This is a genomic window from Pseudomonas imperatae (assembly GCF_057128625.1).
This window is the reverse complement of sequence record NZ_JBSKHP010000008.1, coordinates 121,611-138,559: the sequence shown is the minus strand read 5'-3', so window position 1 is coordinate 138,559 and position 16,949 is coordinate 121,611. Positions and strand designations below refer to the sequence as shown.

The 16,949-nt window shown below is 66.7% G+C and carries 15 protein-coding genes and 3 pseudogenes; 13 read left to right on the top strand and 5 right to left on the bottom strand.

Going from position 1 to position 16,949, the window contains the following annotated elements:
* The first annotated feature begins 43 nt into the window (after positions 1–43).
* The 8 genes from phnD (at position 44) to ACWKWX_RS12335 (ending at position 8,061) form a co-directional block, all read left to right on the top strand.
* Positions 44–907, top strand: a complete 864-nt coding sequence (gene phnD, locus ACWKWX_RS12370) for a phosphonate ABC transporter substrate-binding protein (RefSeq protein ID WP_483827862.1) — start codon at positions 44–46, stop codon at positions 905–907.
* The gene (gene phnC, locus ACWKWX_RS12365) at positions 907–1,707 is read left to right on the top strand and encodes a phosphonate ABC transporter ATP-binding protein (RefSeq protein WP_476297643.1); all 801 of its coding nucleotides are present in this window, start codon (positions 907–909) and stop codon (positions 1,705–1,707) included. Before phnD ends, phnC begins: the two co-directional genes overlap by 1 nt.
* Positions 1,670–2,470 carry a phosphonate ABC transporter, permease protein PhnE gene (gene phnE, locus ACWKWX_RS12360; RefSeq protein WP_416425724.1) on the top strand — a complete coding sequence of 267 codons (801 nt, stop codon included), beginning with the start codon at positions 1,670–1,672 and terminating at the stop codon, positions 2,468–2,470. Before phnC ends, phnE (ACWKWX_RS12360) begins: the two co-directional genes overlap by 38 nt.
* 1 nt (position 2,471) lies before the next feature.
* On the top strand, positions 2,472–3,260 hold the full coding sequence (gene phnE / locus ACWKWX_RS12355) for a phosphonate ABC transporter, permease protein PhnE (RefSeq protein ID WP_483827861.1): 789 nt from the start codon (positions 2,472–2,474) through the stop codon (positions 3,258–3,260).
* Between the two features lie 28 nt (positions 3,261–3,288).
* Positions 3,289–4,401 carry a phosphonoacetaldehyde reductase gene (locus ACWKWX_RS12350; RefSeq protein WP_483827860.1) on the top strand — a complete coding sequence of 371 codons (1,113 nt, stop codon included), beginning with the start codon at positions 3,289–3,291 and terminating at the stop codon, positions 4,399–4,401.
* Positions 4,402–4,483: 82 nt separating this feature from the next.
* Complete coding sequence (locus ACWKWX_RS12345) at positions 4,484–4,867, top strand: hypothetical protein (protein WP_416425727.1); 384 nt, start codon at positions 4,484–4,486, stop codon at positions 4,865–4,867.
* Between the two features lie 279 nt (positions 4,868–5,146).
* Positions 5,147–6,541 (top strand): MFS transporter, encoded by a 1,395-nt coding sequence (locus ACWKWX_RS12340; RefSeq protein ID WP_483827859.1) that lies wholly within the window; start codon positions 5,147–5,149, stop codon positions 6,539–6,541.
* Positions 6,542–6,666: 125 nt separating this feature from the next.
* The gene (locus ACWKWX_RS12335) at positions 6,667–8,061 is read left to right on the top strand and encodes an amidase (protein ID WP_483827858.1); all 1,395 of its coding nucleotides are present in this window, start codon (positions 6,667–6,669) and stop codon (positions 8,059–8,061) included.
* A 117-nt stretch (positions 8,062–8,178) separates the two neighbouring features.
* Here the strand turns inward: ACWKWX_RS12335 and ACWKWX_RS12330 are convergent.
* The 3 genes and pseudogenes from ACWKWX_RS12330 to gntR form a co-directional block, all read right to left on the bottom strand.
* Positions 8,179–8,541: pseudogene (locus ACWKWX_RS12330) on the bottom strand (methyl-accepting chemotaxis protein); the annotation flags it as partial.
* Positions 8,542–8,715: 174 nt separating this feature from the next.
* A pseudogene (locus ACWKWX_RS12325) lies at positions 8,716–9,498 on the bottom strand (PAS domain-containing protein); the annotation flags it as partial.
* 250 nt (positions 9,499–9,748) lie between these two features.
* Positions 9,749–10,765, bottom strand: coding sequence for an HTH-type transcriptional regulator GntR (gene gntR / locus ACWKWX_RS12320; RefSeq protein ID WP_483827857.1), 1,017 nt, complete (start codon positions 10,763–10,765; stop codon positions 9,749–9,751).
* Positions 10,766–10,972: 207 nt separating this feature from the next.
* Between gntR and ACWKWX_RS12315 the strand changes: the two genes are divergently transcribed.
* The gene (locus ACWKWX_RS12315) at positions 10,973–11,509 is read left to right on the top strand and encodes a gluconokinase (protein ID WP_416425731.1); all 537 of its coding nucleotides are present in this window, start codon (positions 10,973–10,975) and stop codon (positions 11,507–11,509) included.
* Positions 11,510–11,582: 73 nt separating this feature from the next.
* Complete coding sequence (locus ACWKWX_RS12310; RefSeq protein WP_416425732.1) at positions 11,583–12,935, top strand: GntP family permease; 1,353 nt, start codon at positions 11,583–11,585, stop codon at positions 12,933–12,935.
* A gap of 57 nt (positions 12,936–12,992) precedes the next feature.
* Here ACWKWX_RS12310 and ilvA read toward each other — a convergent pair.
* Positions 12,993–13,973, bottom strand: a pseudogene (gene ilvA / locus ACWKWX_RS12305) (threonine ammonia-lyase, biosynthetic); the annotation flags it as partial.
* A 262-nt stretch (positions 13,974–14,235) separates the two neighbouring features.
* Here ilvA and ACWKWX_RS12300 point away from each other — a divergent pair.
* Both ACWKWX_RS12300 and ACWKWX_RS12295 read left to right on the top strand, forming a co-directional pair.
* A complete protein-coding gene (locus ACWKWX_RS12300; RefSeq protein WP_483827856.1) occupies positions 14,236–14,547 on the top strand; it encodes a hypothetical protein in 312 nt (103 codons plus the stop codon).
* A 60-nt stretch (positions 14,548–14,607) separates the two neighbouring features.
* Positions 14,608–15,237 carry a glutathione S-transferase family protein gene (locus ACWKWX_RS12295; RefSeq protein WP_483827855.1) on the top strand — a complete coding sequence of 210 codons (630 nt, stop codon included), beginning with the start codon at positions 14,608–14,610 and terminating at the stop codon, positions 15,235–15,237.
* 40 nt (positions 15,238–15,277) lie between these two features.
* Here the strand turns inward: ACWKWX_RS12295 and ACWKWX_RS12290 are convergent, their stop codons facing one another.
* A complete protein-coding gene (locus ACWKWX_RS12290; protein WP_473003734.1) occupies positions 15,278–16,138 on the bottom strand; it encodes a LysR family transcriptional regulator in 861 nt (286 codons plus the stop codon).
* A gap of 102 nt (positions 16,139–16,240) precedes the next feature.
* Here ACWKWX_RS12290 and ACWKWX_RS12285 point away from each other — a divergent pair, with 102 nt between their 5' ends.
* Complete coding sequence (locus ACWKWX_RS12285) at positions 16,241–16,948, top strand: CTP synthase C-terminal region-related (seleno)protein (protein WP_483827854.1); 708 nt, start codon at positions 16,241–16,243, stop codon at positions 16,946–16,948.
* Position 16,949: the final 1 nt, after the last annotated feature.

Genomic DNA, 16,949 nt, shown 5'->3' with positions numbered 1-16,949 from the left:
CCTCTGCAACATTCGCTCATCAGTCACCGAAAGAGACGCACCGATGAAGCCGTTGCTGAAGAAAATCGCCGCCGTGGCCTGCCTCACCTGCGCCGCCAGCGTGGCCCAGGCCCGTGACCTGGTGATGGGCCTGATTCCGGCCGAGAACAACGAGGAGATGATCCAGCACTTCGAACCCATGCGCGCCTACCTGGAGAAGAAGCTGGGCGTGCACGTGAAGATGTACACCGCCACCGACTACGCCGGCGTCATCGAAGCCATGCGCAAGAAGCGCCTGGACATCGCCTGGCTGGGCCCGCTGTCGTACATCCTCGCCGAGCAGGAAGCCGGCGCCGAGGCCTTTGCCGTGGGCGTGAGCCCCGATGGCCGCTCGATCTACAAGAGCATTTTCGTGGTGCCGGGCGACTCGCCGGTGCAGAAGCTCGAAGACCTCAAAGGCAAGAACGTCGCCTTCGTCGAGCCTGCGTCCACCAGCGGCAACCTGGTGCCCAGCTACATCCTCAAGCAGCGCACCGGCCAGACCCCGGCGCAGTTCTTCGGCAAGTTTACCTACGCCGGCTCCCACGACGCCGCCCAGCTGGCGGTGAAGAACCACGCGGTGGACGCCGCCGCGGCGAATGACATTTCCTACAAGATCTTGCTGGAAAAAGGCCTGATCACCCCGCAAAGCAACCGCATCATCGAAACCTCGATGGACATCCCCGACTCGCCGCTGACCTACCGCAAGGACCTTGACCCAGAGCTGAAGGCCAAGATCCGCGAGGCCTTCTACAACGCCCACAAGGACATGCAGGTGACCGGCTACGGCAAGTACATCCGCTACACCGAGGCCAAGCCGGCCGACTACCAACCGATCCGCGACATGATCACCTCGCTGGGGCTGGGCCGCGACGCCCTGCTCAAGTGATGCAGCCACAGGAGCGCGCCATGCCGGCCTTCCGCTTGACCCACGTGTGCAAGCACTACGACAACGGCCACCAGGCCCTGAAAGACATCAGCCTGGACATCGAAGCTGGCAGTTTCGTGGTGATTCTCGGCCCGTCCGGCGCCGGCAAGTCGACGCTGCTGCGCTCGCTCAATGGCCTGGAAAGCATCCAGGGCGGCGAGATTCTGTTCGATGGCGTGCAGGTGGTGCCGCGCAACCTGCGCCACGTGCGCAGCGGCGTGGCCATGGTGTTCCAGCAGTTCAACCTGGTGGGCCGGCTGTCGGTGATGACCAACGTGCTGACCGGCCGCCTGGCCCGGCGCTCGTGGCTGGGCAGCCTGCTGCACCTGTTCCGCCGCGACGACGTGGAACTGGCCACGCGCCTGCTGGCCCGGGTCGGCCTGACCGAGCGCGCCTGGCAGCGCGCCGACAAACTGTCCGGCGGCCAGCAGCAACGGGTGGGCATCGCCCGCGCCCTGGCGCAGCAGCCCAAGGTCATCCTCGCCGACGAGCCGGTGGCCAGCCTCGACCCGCTGGCCACCGAGGAAGTCATGGCCATGCTCGCCGCCATCAACCGCGAGGACGGCATCACCGTGATCCTCAACCTGCACCAGGTGGACCTGGCCAAGCGCTTCGCCGACCGGGTGATCGGCGTCAACGCAGGCAGCATCGTCTTCGACGGCCCGCCCGCGCAGCTGGACCGCAACGCCCTGGCGCACATCTATCAACGTGAAGGAGACGCCCATGCGCAGCCCGTCCCGGCTCTGCTGGCCTACGCCTGACGGCCGCGCGCCCTGGCGCCTGATCGGCCTGGTGGCAATGCTGCTGGTGTTGCTGCTGGCCAGCGCGCCGCTGGTGGAGATGGACCCGCTCAAGCTGCTGCACTCGCTGGGCAACCTCGCCGAGTTCGCCGGCAAACTGGTGACCGTGCCGGAGTGGAGCTACCTGCCGCAGCTGGGCATCAAGCTGCTGGAAACCTTCGAGATCGCCTTCCTGGCGACCTTGCTCGCCGCCTTCGTCAGCCTGCCGCTGGCAATCATCGCCGCGCGCAACACCACGCCTCGGCCGTGGCTGGGCCGCGCCGCGCGCCTGTTGCTGTCGTTCACCCGCGCCCTGCCCGACCTGATCTGGGCGCTGGTGTTCGTCGCCGCGCTGGGCCTGGGCCCGCTGCCGGGGGTGATGGCGCTGGCGGTGGTGACCGTGGGCTTCATGGCCAAGTTCTTCGCCGAAGCTATCGAGGTGGTGGACGACAAGGCCGTGGAAGGCCTGGTCGCCCACAATGCCAGCTGGCTGCAGGTGCGCAGCTTCGCCCACCTGCCCCAGGCGCTGCCGGACCTGCTGGGCGCGCTGATGTACATCCTCGACCACAACTTCCGCGCCGCCACCATCCTGGGCATCGTCGGCGCCGGCGGCATCGGCTACGACCTGGTGATGTCCATGCGCTTGTATGACTTCCCGCGCCTGCTGCTGATCATGCTGGCCGTGCTGCTGGTGGTATCGACCCTGGACCGTATCAGCGCTGCCCTGCGCAAGAGGATCATCTGACATGCACGCGACCCCATTGCCTGCCCTGCCCAAGCGCCCGTTCAACCCGGCGCCGCTGCTGATTGCCGCGGTGTTCGCGGTGGCCGGGCTGTGCGTGATGCACCTGGACCTGTCGGTGGACGGCCTGGGCTACGCGCTGCAGGACATCGCCGAGTATTTCTCGCGCTACACCCGCCCCGACTTCAGCGACCTGCCGCACTCGCTGTTCCTGCTGTTGCAAACCCTGGCCACCGCCCTGTGGGGCACGGCCATTGCCTGTGTCGGCGCGTTCATCCTGGCGCCGCTGGCCGCCCGCAACCTTGCGCCCAACCGGGTGTGTTTCACCCTGGTGCGCGAAGCGCTCAGCGTGTCGCGGGCCACCCCCGACCTGGTGCTGGCGCTGTTCTTCGTCGCCGCCATCGGCCTCGGCCCGCTGCCCGGCACCTTGGCGCTGGGGGTGCACACCCTGGGCTTCCTGGCCAAATTCATCGCCGAAAGCCTGGAACGCGTGCCCGAAGGCACCTACGAAGGCGTGCGCGCCACCGGCGCCGGGCGCATCCAGACGCTGTTCTTCGCCGGCTGGCCGTCGATTGGCCGCGAGACCGTGGGCTACGTGCTGTACATCTTCGACCGCAACGTGCGCATGAGCTCGGTGCTCGGCCTGGTGGGCGCCGGCGGCATCGGCCAGGCGCTGTACGACGCCCTGCGACTGTTCCAGTACGGGCGCTCGGCAATGCTGATTCTGATCCTGCTGGTGACCATCGTCGCCATCGACGCCCTGTCCGGCTGGGCGCGCCAACGCCTGGCCTGAACCTTCATCTATTTCAAGGAGCCCTTCGATGTGGTCCTACCGTAACCCCGTGCACCTGCAATTTGGCGTCGACGCCTTCGAGCGCACCGCCGAGTTCATCAACGGCCGCCCCTACGTGCTGCTGACCTACGCCCACCCGCTGTTCGCCGGCCTGGCCCAGCGCCTGGCACAGCAGGCCGGCGCGCCGCTGCTGGTGATCGACGACGTGCGCGAGAACCCCGACATCGACTTCCTGCGCGACGCCGCCGCGCGCCTGTACCCGGCCAGCTGCGCCGCCGAGCAACCACCGGTGCTGGTGGCCCTGGGCGGTGGCTCGGTGATCGACAGCGCCAAGTGCCTGGCCGCGTTCGAAGGCGACTTCGCCCGCACCCTCGACTACCTGGAAGGCCGTGCGCAATCCTTCAGCGCCCTGCCCATCATCGCCATCCCCACCACGGCCGGCACCGGCAGCGAAGTGACCTGCTGGGCCACCGTGTGGGACCCGGCCAACCAGCGCAAGCTGTCGCTGGCCCATGAGCGGCTGTACCCGGAAGTGGCCCTGTGCGACCCGCAACTGGGCCGCAGCCTGCCGCGCGGGCTGACCGTCGCCACGGGCCTGGACGCCTTGTCCCACGCCCTGGAAAGCATCTGGAATACCCAGCGCAACCCGCTGTCGCTGCACTACGCCGAAACGGCGGCGAAAACCATTATCGAGGTGCTGCCGCGCCTGGCCGACGACCTCGACAACCTGCACCTGCGCAGCCGCATGCTGCAGGCCGCGACCTGGGCGGGCCTGGCGTTTTCCAACACGCGCACGGCGCTGGCGCACAACATTTCCTACGCCATCACCCTGGAACAGGGCACGGCCCATGGCATCGCCTGCTCGTTCAGCCTGCCCCGGGTGCTGCGCTGGGCGGTGGGCCACGGCGCAGACATCGACGAAAGCCTGGCACGGGTGTTCGGCGTCGACGCCAGCCAGGTGGCCGAAGCTGGCGCCACGCAGCTGGAAGCGTTGCTCGACCGCCTGGGCGTGAGCCGCGAGCTGGCCGACTATGGCCTGGACGACAGCGGCTGGGCCGCCTTGGTGCAACGCTCGGCCCAGGGCGCGCGCGGGCGCAACTTCGCCGGCCAGCCCCTGCTGGGTGATTCGCATCACATTTGATACATATCCAGGCTGGCACTGAGACTATCGTTTGGGATATTTTGGATCCACACACCCACGTGCTCAAGGATAAGCCCCGACAATGCTGGTCTCCCGTGAAATCACCGTCCCCGTGCGCCCCAAGTTGACGTGGGAAGAAACCTGGCAGGGCCCCGATCAAGGACTGATCCGCTGCTGGGAAATCGGCCGTGAGCGCGCGCAGAAGATGCCCGAGCTGGCCGAGCAATGCCGCGCCGGCGAACTGCCGGTGCTGGGCTGGAAAGGCGGCGTGGCCCGCGCGCTGAAGAAGAAGGAGAAATACGGCGCGCTGAAATACCTGGCCCAGTGGCAGGGCCTGCGTGGCGAGGACCTGCAGGTGCAGGCCGATCGCGAGACCACCCTGACCTGCAGCCGCACGGGCATGATGGTGACCTTCACGCCGGACCGCGGCAAGTACCTCAACCAAATGGCCGACAACGACGATTAACCCGTAGCAGCAACTGTCTTGTGGGAGCTGGCTTGCCAGCGAGCTTTTATGGCCCCAACAGCTCGCTGGCAAGCCAGCTCCCACAGGAGGTAGCAGCTGCCGAAGGCTGCGTCCCCCCCAGCCACGCAACAAATCTTGAAATTATGCGTGGGCAGGGGACGCAGCCTGCGGCAGCTGCTACGGGATCGCAATAAATTCGCCATATTGACTCATATTTAGCAATCTATCGCCGCGCAACAATCAGTATCATCCTCGCTCCACCCGCCTGGATTCACGCCCATGTCCACCCACGCCTCCCCCGACCGCGCCGCGCTGATTTCGGCGCGCATCGACCGCCTGCCCGCCGTGGCGACGTTGTGGAAGCTGGTGGCGCTGCTATCGATTGGCGGGTTCTTTGAGCTGTATGACCTGTTCCAGACCGCCTACATCAGCCCCGGCCTGATCCGCGACGGCATCTTCGCCGCCGGCAACCAGGGCGTGTTCGGCCTGTCCGACCAGGCGGCGTTCGCCTCCGCGACCTTCCTCGGCCTGTTCTTCGGCGCCAGCCTGCTCAGCCCCATCGCCGACCGCTTCGGCCGCCGGGCCATCTTCACCTTCGCGCTGGTCTGGTACACCCTGGCCACCGTGGTCATGGGCCTGCAGAGCAGCGCGCTGGGCTTGATCGTCTGCCGCTTCTTCGTCGGCATCGGCCTGGGCATCGAGCTGGTGACCATCGACGCCTACCTGTCCGAACTGGTGCCCAAGCGCATGCGCAGCTCGGCGTTCGCCTTTGCCTTTTTCGTGCAGTTCCTGTCGGTGCCGGCCGTGGCGCTGATGTCCTGGTGGCTGGTGCCCCAGGCGCCGCTGGGGGTTTCGGGCTGGCGCTGGGTGGTGCTGGCCAGCGCGCTGTTCGCGCTGATCATCTGGTGGCTGCGCTCGCGCCTGCCCGAGTCGCCGCGCTGGCTGGCCCAGCACGGGCGCTTCGACGAGGCCGAGGCGATCCTGGCGCCTATCGAGGCGCGCTGCCAGCGCGACCACGGCCAGGCACTGCCCACGCCGCAGCTGGAAGCGGTGCCGGTGGAAGCCCAGGGCCATTTCCGTGACATCTGGCAGCCACCCTACCGCCGCCGGGCGCTGATGCTGATCGTCTTCAACATCTTCCAGGCCATCGGTTTCTTCGGCTTCGGCAACTGGCTGCCGGCGCTGCTGTCGGGCCAGGGCGTCAGCGTCACCCACAGCCTGGGCTATGCCTTCGTCATCACCCTGGCCTACCCGCTGGGGCCGCTGCTGTTCGTGCGCATCGCCAACCGTTTCGAGAACAAATGGCAGATCGTCGGGTCGGCGCTGGGCACCATGCTGTTCGGCACCTTGTTCGCGTTCCAGACCAGCGCCGTGGGGCTGATCGTCTGCGGGGTGATGATCACCTTCTGCAACGCCTGGCTGACCTTCAGCTACCACTCGTACCAGAGCGAGATGTTCCCCACCCACATTCGCGCGCGCGCCGTGGGCTTCTGCTACTCGTTCAGCCGCCTGTCCACGGTGTTCAGCAGCCTGATGATCGGCTTTTTCCTGGAGCATTTCGGCACGCCGGGGGTGCTGGCGTTCATTGTCAGCAGCATGCTGATCGTGACGCTGACCATCGGCGGCTTTGGGCCCAGGACCCGCAACCTGGCGCTGGAGAACATCGCTCACTAACGACGCCCGTGGGAGCTGGCTTGCCAGCGAGCTGTTCAGGCCCAAAAAGCTCGCTGGCAAGCCAGCTCCCACAAAGACAGTTGCTGCTACGCTTCCTGCAAAGCCACGTTCAGGGAGTGAGGGTGATGACCGATCTGCATGATCTGCCGGCAGCGCAGCTGCTGACCATGTTCGCCAGCAAGACGCTGTCGCCGCTGGAGTATTACCAGCATCTGGTGGATCACATCGGTCGCTGGGAACCACACATCAACGCGCTGTGGAATTTCGACCCGCAGGGCGTGATGGAACAGGCCCGCGGCGCCACCGAGCGCTGGGCCCGGGGGTTGCCGCGCGGGCCGCTGGACGGTGTGCCGGTGACCCTCAAGGAATTGATCGCCACCCAAGGCCAGCCCATTCCCCTGGGCAGCGCCGCCACCGTGCTGCAACCCGCCGCCCAGGATGCGCCCCCCGCAGCGCGGCTGCGCGAAGCCGGGGCGATCGTGCTGGGCAAGACCACGGTGCCGGACTTCGGCATGCTGTCGTCCGGGCTGTCGAGCTTCCATGGCGTCACCCGCAACCCCTGGAACCTGGCCAACAACACCGGTGGTTCCAGCTCCGGCGCCGCCGCTGCGGCGGCCGCCGGCTATGGCCCGTTGCACGTGGGCACCGACATAGGCGGCTCGATCCGCCTGCCGGCCGGCTGGTGCGGGCTGGTGGGGTTCAAGCCGACCCTGGGGCGCGTCCCCATCGACCCTTACTACACCGGCCGCTGCGCCGGGCCCATGACCCGCAGCCTGGACGACTGCGCCCTGCTGATGCGCTACCTGTCGCTGCCCGACAGCCGCGACGCCACCAGCCTGGCACCCCAGGCGCTGGACTGGAAACTGGCGCCGCCGTCGATGCGCGGCCTGCGCGTGGGGGTGCTGCTCGACCCTGGCGTGGGCTTCACGCCGTCGGCGCGCACCTGCGCGCTGGTGGAGGCCGCCGCCAAGCACTTCCAGGCCCACGGCGCACGCCTGCAAACCGTGGCGCCACTGATGGACCGTACGTTGCTGGACGGCATGGACCGTTTCTGGCGCGCACGGCAATGGGCCGAGCTGAGCGCCATGGGCAGCGCGCAGTTCGAAAAGGTGCTGCCTTATATACGCGAGTGGGCCGCCCCCGCCGCCGACTTCACTGCCGTGCAGGCGGTGCAGGGCTTCAACCAGACCTTCGAGATGCGCCGCCGCGCCGCTGCGGTGTTCGACGAGGTGGACCTGCTGCTGTGCCCCACCAACCAGGTCGAGGCCTTCCCCGCCGACTGGCCGTCACCGGGCAACGACCCGCAGCAGCCGTTCGAGCACATCGTGTTTACCCTGCCGTGGAACATGGGCGAGCAGCCGGCGCTGTCGATCAACTGCGGCTTTACCGAGCACGGCATGCCCGTGGGCCTGCAGCTGGTAGGGCCACGCTTCGCCGATGAATGGCTGCTGCAGATGGGCAAGTGGTACGAAGGCGTGCGCGGCGAGATGCCGGCCTGGCCGACACCTCCCCACGCCTGAACACCCTGCCTCCGTAGCCGCTGCCGCCAGGCTGCGCTGGCCCCTGAGTACACTGGAGATCCCCAGCGTCATTGAGGGCCAGCGCAGCCTGCGGCAGCGGCTACGGAATGTGTGGTGTCAGTGCAGCTGCAGGGTGGAGTTGATCTGGCTGATCGCGTCCACCACGTGGCGCGAGCCTTCCTGGATTTCCAGGATCACCTCGCCCGCCTCGTTGGCCAGCTCCACGCCCAGGCCGGTGCGGCTCAGGCTCGACTGCATGCTGGCCACCGCGCTCAGGGACAGGTCATGGTTCTGCCGCACCACGTCGACGATCTCCACCGTGGCCTGGCTGGTGCGCGCCGCCAGGCTGCGCACTTCATCGGCCACCACCGCAAAGCCGCGGCCATGCTCACCGGCGCGCGCCGCCTCGATGGCGGCGTTGAGCGCCAGCAGGTTGGTCTGGTCGGCGATGCCACGGATAGTCTGCACGATCTTGCCGATGTTCTCTGACTGGCGGTTCACCGCATCAATGCTGCGCGCTGCCTCGTTGAGGTCGTTGGAGATTTCCTTGATCACGTCCACCGTCTGGCGTACCACGCTCGAGCCCTTCTGCGCGCAGGCGTCGTTCTGCACCGACGTGGCGTGGGCGGCTTCGGCGGCGGATTGCTGGGTGTTGATCTGTGCGGTGATGTCGCTGGCGAACTTCACCACTTTATACAGGCGGCCGTGGGGATCGAAGATCGGGTTGTAGGACGCTTCGAGGAAGACCACGCGGCCGTGCTTGTCGACCCGTTCGAAGCGGTGCGAATGATACTCGCCGCGGTTGAGCGAGGCCCAGAACGCCTTGTAGTTCGGCGATTCGGCTTCGGTGCGGGTGCAGAACATGCTGTGGTGCTGGCCGATCACCTCGCTCAGCGAATAGTGCAAGGCCTGGAGGAAATTGTCGTTGGCGGTGAGCACGCGGCCGTCGGGGCTGAATTCGATCACCGCCATGGAGCGGCCAATCGCCTTGAGCTTGCTTTCGCTTTCATGTTCCAGGTGCGCGCGGTCGGAAATGTCGGCCGCCACCTTGATCACGCTGCGCACCTCACGGTTGGGGCCCAGCACTGGCATGTAGCTGGCCTCCAGCCACACCTCGCGGCCGCTCTTGTCCAGCCGCTCGAAAGTGCCACTCAGGGGCTCGCCGCGCTGCAGGGTCTGCCACATGCGCTGGTATTCCTCGCTCTTGTGGAAGCCGTCGGCGCAGAACAGCCGGTGGTGCTTGCCGCGAATCTCTTCGACGCTGTAGCCCATGGTCTTGCAGAAGTTGCTGTTGGCATCGAGGATCAGGCCCTCGGGGGTGAACTCGATCATGGCCATGGACCGGCTGATGGCAGCCAGGCGCGCGTTGGCATGCTCCAGTTCGGCGGTCAGGCGCGCGATTTCCGCCACATCGGCCTTGCGGTGGGAGTCAAACATGGTTCGAAGACCTCAAGCGTCCGGTTACTTTTGAAAACCCAATGGTTAAATGCAGAAGCAACGCACTTCGGGGCACGACGAATGGAATGGGGGCGTGAAGCAAGGCTGGCGCGACATTCCCTGTGCTTTCTTCCCTGACAAGGCAACTCCCGGTTCACCTGCTGAGCATAGCCAGCAAGTGTGGGGTTGCAAGCAAAGCGCCATTAGCGGTGCGCGCCCCCCGGACGCGGCCTCGCGGCCGCTGCTACGGTCAGCTTTCGCGCACCACCAGTTCAAACCCCAGGTCCTGGGTAGGCAGGGTCATCGGCTTGCCATCCAGCAGCCCCAGCAGCAGGTGCGCCGCCTGGCGGCCGATGGCGGCGCGCGGGGTGCGGATGGAGGTAAGGCGCGGCACCAGGTGCGCCGAGGCCGGCAGGTCGTTGAAGCCGACCATGGCCACCTGCTCGGGAATCTTCAGGCCCTGGCGCGAGGCTTCGAGGATGGCGCCCTGGGCCAGGTCGTCGTTGCAGAAGAAGATGCCGTCGACGTCCGGGTGGCGGCGCAGCAGGTCATTGAACAGCTCGCCGCCCAGGCCGATGGACGACGGCGCCGGCGCCATCAGTTGCAGCGCCGGGTCGAAACAGCCGGCGGCCTGCAGGGTCTGGCGGAAGCCGTCGCCGCGCTGCAGCACCCGCGGGTCGAGCTGCGCGGCCACGTAGGCCAGGCGCCTGCGCCCACGGCTGAGCAGGTGGCGCGCGGCCACGGCGCCCGCCTGCTCCTGGGAAAAGCCCACCGAGGTGATGCCGGGCGTGGCGTCCAGCTCCATCATGTGCACGCAGGGCACGCCGCTGGTGGCGAGCATGCGCCGCGCGGCCTCGGTGCGCTCGAAACCGGTCAGCAACAGGCCCCGTGGCTGGTAGGCCAGGTAGTTGCGGATCAGGTTTTCTTCTTCATGGATGTCGTAGTGGGAGTTGCCGATCAGCACTTCCAGGCCCCGGGGGCGCATCACGTCGTGGATGGCTTCCAGGGTGTCGATGAACAGCTGGTTGGACAGCGACGGAATGAGCACCACGATGGACTGGCTCTGCGCCGACGCCAGCGCGCGGGCCGCAGGGTTGGCCACGTAGCCCAGTTGCAGGGCGGCTTCGTGGACCTTGATGGCCAGTTCCGGGGCGACGGTGGGCACCCCCCGCAACGCGCGGGAAGCGGTAATCGGGGAAACGCCGGACAGCCGTGCGACTTCGGAAAGCGTCGGGCGACCGGTAGTACGAGAGCCGGTGCGGGTCATGGGTCTTATTGTTTTCGACTTGCCATTAATAGGGGTGGCGGCTAAGGTAGCGCTGTCTTTAGCACAGGGCAATGATGAAATTATTTCATCGTGTGCAACTCCCCGAGCAAGGGCTGCTCAAAACATATCAATAAGATCAGGGTGCAGTAGCCGCCGGGGTAGCCTTACAAGGATCCCCTGCACGCGCTGTTCCTGCAGGAGATACCGATGGTTTTCCCTCTTTCCGCAATCGTGGTGATGGGTGTTGCGGGCTGCGGCAAGAGCAGCGTCGGCGATGCTATCTGTCACCGTAGCGGAGGTCGCCTGATTGAAGGTGACGTGTTCCACCCTGCCGCCAATATCGAAAAAATGTCCGCTGGTATCCCCCTCAACGACGACGACCGCGCCGGCTGGCTGACCCGCCTCGGCGAGGAAATGAGTGCGTGCGTGGCCAGTGGCGAACGCGCCATCCTGACCTGTTCGGCGCTCAAGCTGGCCTACCGTGACAAGTTGCGCGCTGCCGTGCCCAACCTGGGCTTCGTGTTCCTGGAACTGACCCGCGAGGAAGCAGCTGACCGCGTTTCCCACCGCCCGGGCCATTTCATGCCTGCCAGCCTGATCGACAGCCAGTTCGCCACCCTGGAATCGCCCAAGGGCGAAGTGCTGACCCTGCCCCTGGACGCGACGCTGCCCATCGCCACCCTGGCAGAGAAGGTCGACGCCTGGCTGCACAACCAAGACGCATCGCTGTCGCAATCGGCCTGATTCATGAGCCCGCACAAGACAGCGCTATCCCAACTAGAATTGCACCGACCACAACAAGAAGAGGCATACCCCGATGCTGGGTCTACCGACTAACACCTACTTGCTGCTCGACGCCCTGATCACGATCATCGGCCTGGTGCTGCTGATCACCAAGTTCAAGGTTCACCCGTTCGTGGCGCTGACCATCGCCGCCGGTTTCCTTGGCCTGACCTCCGGCATGCCGGTGGCCAAGGTGATGAAATCCTTCCAGGACGGCTTCGGCGGCGTGCTTGGCTTCGTCGGCATCGTGCTGGCGTTGGGCACCATGCTCGGCAAGCTGATGGCCGACTCGGGCGGCGCCGACCAGATCGCGCAAACGTTGATCCGTGCCTTCGGCAAGCGCAACGTGCACTGGGCCATGATGTGCTCGGCGTTCCTGGTGGGCATCCCGCTGTTCTTCGAGATCGGCTTCGTGCTGCTGATTCCGCTGGTGTTCATCGTCGCCCGCCGTTCCGGCGTGTCGCTGGTGAAAATCGGCATTCCGCTGCTGGCCGGCCTGTCCGTGGTCCACGGCCTGGTGCCGCCGCACCCGGGCCCGCTGCTGGCCATCGGGGTGTTCAAGGCTGACATCGGCAAGACCATCTTCTACGGCCTGATCGTCGGCCTGCCGACCGCCATCATCGCCGGCCCGCTGTTCGGCAGCTTCATCTCCAAGTACGTGCCGGGCAACCCGTCGACCGAGCTGATGGACCAGATCGCCAAGGAATCCCAGCACGAGAACCTGCCCAGCTTCAGCGTGACCCTGATCACCGTGCTGCTGCCGGTGTTCCTGATGCTGCTGAAGACCTTCGCCGACGTGTTCGTGCCGGCTGACCACATCTTCCGCCAGTGGATGGACCTGATCGGCCACCCGATCACCGCCCTGCTGGCCGCCCTGCTGCTGGCCTTCTACACCTTCGGTTTTGCCCGTGGCTTCGACCGCGCCAAGATCATGAAGCTGCTGGACCAGAGCCTGGCACCGACCGCCGCGATCATCCTGATCGTGGGCGCCGGTGGTGGCTTCAAGCAGATGCTGGTGGACACCGGCGTGGGCAACGTGATTGGTGAAATGGCCGTGCAGGCCCACGTCTCGCCGATCCTGCTGGCCTGGCTGGTAGCGGCGGTGATTCGTATCGCCACCGGTTCCGCCACCGTGGCCACCATCACCGGCGCCGGCATCGTCGCCCCGGTGGTGGACCTGATCCCGGGCGTGCCGCGCGAGCTGCTGGTGCTGGCCGCCGGTGCCGGTTCGGTGATCCTGTCGCACGTCAACGACGCCGGTTTCTGGCTGGTGAAGCAGTACTTCAACATGACCGTGGCTGAAACCTTCAAGACCTGGAGCATGATGGAAACCATCCTCTCGGTGGTTGCCCTGATCTTTATCATGTTGCTGTCGCTGGTGGTGTAAACCCGACCCTGTAGCCGCTGCCTGGGGCAGCGGCTATAGGGCTTCAGCAAAACGCAGCGCCCGCTGGGCAAAGTCCCCCAGCCGATCGAAATTCACGTTCGCCCCCGAATCGATCGCCACCAGCACCTGCCCGCGCACCCCGCGCGTGGCCACGTAGCGCTTGATGCCCGCCACCGCCAACGCCCCCGATGGCTCGGTGATGGACCGCGTGTCGTCATAGATATCCTTGATCGCCGCGCCCAGTTCGTCATTGCTCACCGTGATCACCTCGTCCACCCAACGCCGGCAGATGTCGTAGCAATGGGCCCCCACCTGCGCCACCGCCACGCCGTCGGCAAAGGTATCGACCTGGCCCAGCACCACCCGCTCCCCCGCCGCCAGCGCTGCCTGCAAGCAGTTCGAGCCCTCTGACTCGACGCCGATGACGCGGATCTGCGGCCGCAGGTATTTGACGTAGGCGGCGATGCCGGCCAGCAGCCCGCCACCGCCCACCGGCACGAAAATGGCGTCCAGGCCCTCGGGGTGCTGGCGCAGGATCTCCATGGCCACGGTGCCCTGGCCGGCGATCACGTCGGGGTCGTCGAAGGGCGCGACGAAGGTCATGCCGCCCTTGGCCAGTTCCAGCGCATGGGCCAGGGCCTCGGGGAACGCAGCGCCGTGCAGCACGGCGTGGCCACCGCGCGACAGCACGCCATCGATCTTCAGCTGCGGCGTGGTCTGCGGCATCACGATGGTCGCGGCGATGCCCAGCTCCCGCGCCGCCAACGCCACGCCCTGGGCATGGTTGCCGGCCGAGGCGGTGACCACGCCGGCGGCACGCTCGGCCGGGCTCAGCTGCGCCAGCTTGTTGCTGGCGCCGCGGATCTTGAAGGAATAGGTGGGCTGCAGGTCTTCACGCTTGAGCAGGACCTGGTTGCCCAGGCGCAGGGACAGCGCCGGCGCCACCTGCAACGGGGTGACGATGGCCAGGTCGTAGACCTTGGCTTCCAGGGTCTTGCGGGCGTAGTAGGCGAGCTGGGCGGTATCGGTGTCACTCATGGGGCGTCTCCGGTGCAGTACTCGGAGCCCTGGTGACGTTCACTTGAAACCCGCCACGAGGGCGGGTTGGGTGCAGCTGCTAGCCCGCCAGATGAGGAATGGCGGTAATAATAATGCTCATGGCTGACAGCGACAGGAAGGTGTTCATGCCCAGAACATACGCCGCCTGGCCCGGCGCCGTCAACCGCCCGTCGGCAGTGGGGCACCTTGTTCATCCGGCAATGGCCCAAAGCCTGTACCGCTCATGAAAAGGAGACTGTTCATGACTACTGCACGCTGGGCCGTCCTGGCCCTGACCACCCTGCTCAGCGCCGGCGCCTTCGCCGATGACAGCACCGGCCCCGTGAACCCTGCCAACCCCAACGGCGCCATCGGCACCACGCCGGCGGAAATCGGCGTGCCCAGCGGCACCGGCACGCGCATGCAGAACGGCAACACCGACGGCTCGGCCGGCCCCGACATGCCCGCCGGCAGCCAGCCGATCAAACCTATCGGCGGTAACCCCGAGGGCAGCTCCATGGGCAACAGCAACACCAAGCCCGACAGCCCTTCAGGCACTACCAGCAAGCCGTGACTTGCGGCGGGCCGGCGGGTTAGATTCCGCATTCCCCTTCGGCCCGCACAGGACTTTCGCATGGACATGCCCGTTCGCATTCTGGGACGCGACACCTCGATCAACGTACGCAAGGTCCTGTGGACCTGCCACGAGCTGGGTATCGGCTTCATTCGCGAAGACTACGGCAACGGCTTTGCCTCCACCCACACGCCCGACTACCTGCGGCTGAACCCCAACGCCCAGGTGCCGGTGCTGGTGGAAGACGATTTCGTGCTGTGGGAATCCAACAGCATCTGCCGCTACCTGGCCGGCAAGCAGGGCGCGCCGTTGCTACCCGTGGAGCGCCGCGCGCGGGCGCGGGTGGAACAGTGGATGGACTGGCAGGCCACGGAGCTGAACCCGGCCTGGCGCTACCCGTTCACCGCACTGGTTCGCCAGGATCCGGCTTATCAGGACCCGCAAAAATTGGCTGACGGCACAGCCGAGTGGAACCGGGTGATGGCCATTCTCGACGCGCAATTGGCGCGCACCGGCGCGTTTGTCACCGGCGAGCATTTCAGCCTGGCGGACGTGGTGCTGGGACTGTCGGTAAACCGCTGGAAAATGACGCCCATCGAGCAGGCCGCCTTGCCAGCAGTAGAAGCCTATTACCTGCGCCTGCAGGAACGCGAAGGCTTCCGCCTGTACGGCGCCAACGGCATGCCGTAATCACGCCCCCCGTAGCAGCGGCCGCAGGCCGCGTCCGGGGTCACCCCAAAACGATCGCCGAACGCAGTTCACCAAACAACGTCACCACCGACCGCAACGCCCGGCAATCAGGCCGCGTCAGCATCCACAGCGCGCTGTCATGCCCCGCCAACGGTGCACCCAGCACCGTCAGGTCACCGATGAGGAACTGCGGCAACACCGCCACCCCCATCCCCGCCCGCACCATCTGCGCCACCGCCAGCATGGAGCTGGCCCGGTACAGCGGCGTCACCCCGGGCAGGTGTTCGCGGCGCCAGGCCACCCCGGGGTGGTCGGGAATGAAGTCATCGGCGGCCACCCAGTTCATCAACGCCAGGTCACGGGTGGCCAGCCCGGCCAGGTAGGCGGCGCTGGCACACACCTGGTACTGCACCGTGCCCAGACGGCTGCCCACCAGGTGTTCGGGCGGCGCCTGGGTCAGGCGCAGGGCGATGTCGGCGTCGCGGCGGCTCAAGTTGGCGAAGTCATTGCTGGTGGTCAGCTCCAGTGCCAGCGCCGGGTAGCGCGGCATGAAGGTCGCCAAGGCCGGCAACAGCAGGTGCTGCAGCACCGCGTCGGTGCAGGTCAGGCGCACCGTGCCACTGACCACCTCGCCGCCCTGCTCCACGCTGACTTGGGCCACCTGCAGCGCCTGTTCAGCCTGCTCGGCCTGGGCCGCGAGGCTCACCGCCAGCGCCGTGGGCAGGTAGCCGCCGCGGCTTTTCTCGAACAGCGACTGGCCCAGCGCCGACTCCAGCCGGCGGGTCGAGCGGAACACCGTCGACACGTCCACGCCCAGCAGGCGTGAGGCCCGCGCCAGCGAACGGCCACGCACCAGGGCAAGGATCAGGTCAAGGTCGTGATGACTGAGGCGATATTGCATGAATGCACGGATACTTTGCCGAAATGCCAATATTGATTGCGCGGGTGCCAGCTTATAGTGGCCCTACTTGCACCGGCAAGGACCCACTGAAGGAACAGCCTCATGCCCCGCTCGCGCCCGCTGCACATCGCCCTGGTCGGCGACTTCGACGCCTCGATCACCGCCCACCGCGCCATCCAGGCCGCCCTGCCACTGGCGGGCCGTGCCCTGGGCATCAGCGTGGAAGCGCGCTGCCTGGCCACCGACCAGGTCACCGCTGCCGGCCTCGACCAGCCCTTCGACGCCATCTGGTGCATGCCCGGCAGCCCCTACCGCTCGCTGGAAGGCGCACTCACCGCCATCCGCCACGCCCGCGAACAGCGCATCCCCTTCCTGGGCACCTGCGCCGGCTTTCAGCACGCGCTGCTGGAGTACGCCCGCAACGTGCTGGGCTGGGCCGACGCCGAGCACGGCGAAAGCTTCCCCGACGCCGCCCGCGCCATCATCAGCCCGCTCAGCTGCTCGTTGGTGGAAAAACGCGGTGGCCTGCACCTGACGCCCGGCAGCCTGATCGCCCAGGCATACGAGCAGTTGGACATCGAAGAAGGCTACCACTGCAACTATGGCCTCAACCCCGCCTTTGCCGACGCGCTGTTCGCAGGCCCCCTGCGCCCTTGCGCCCATGACGCCGCCGGCGATGCGCGCGCGGTGCAGCTGGAAGGCCACCCGTTCTTCGTCGCCACCCTGTTCCAACCCGAGCGCGCCGCCCTGGAAGGCCGCGTGCCGCCGCTGCTGACCGCCCTACTGCACGCCGCCAACCGGAGCGCCTGAG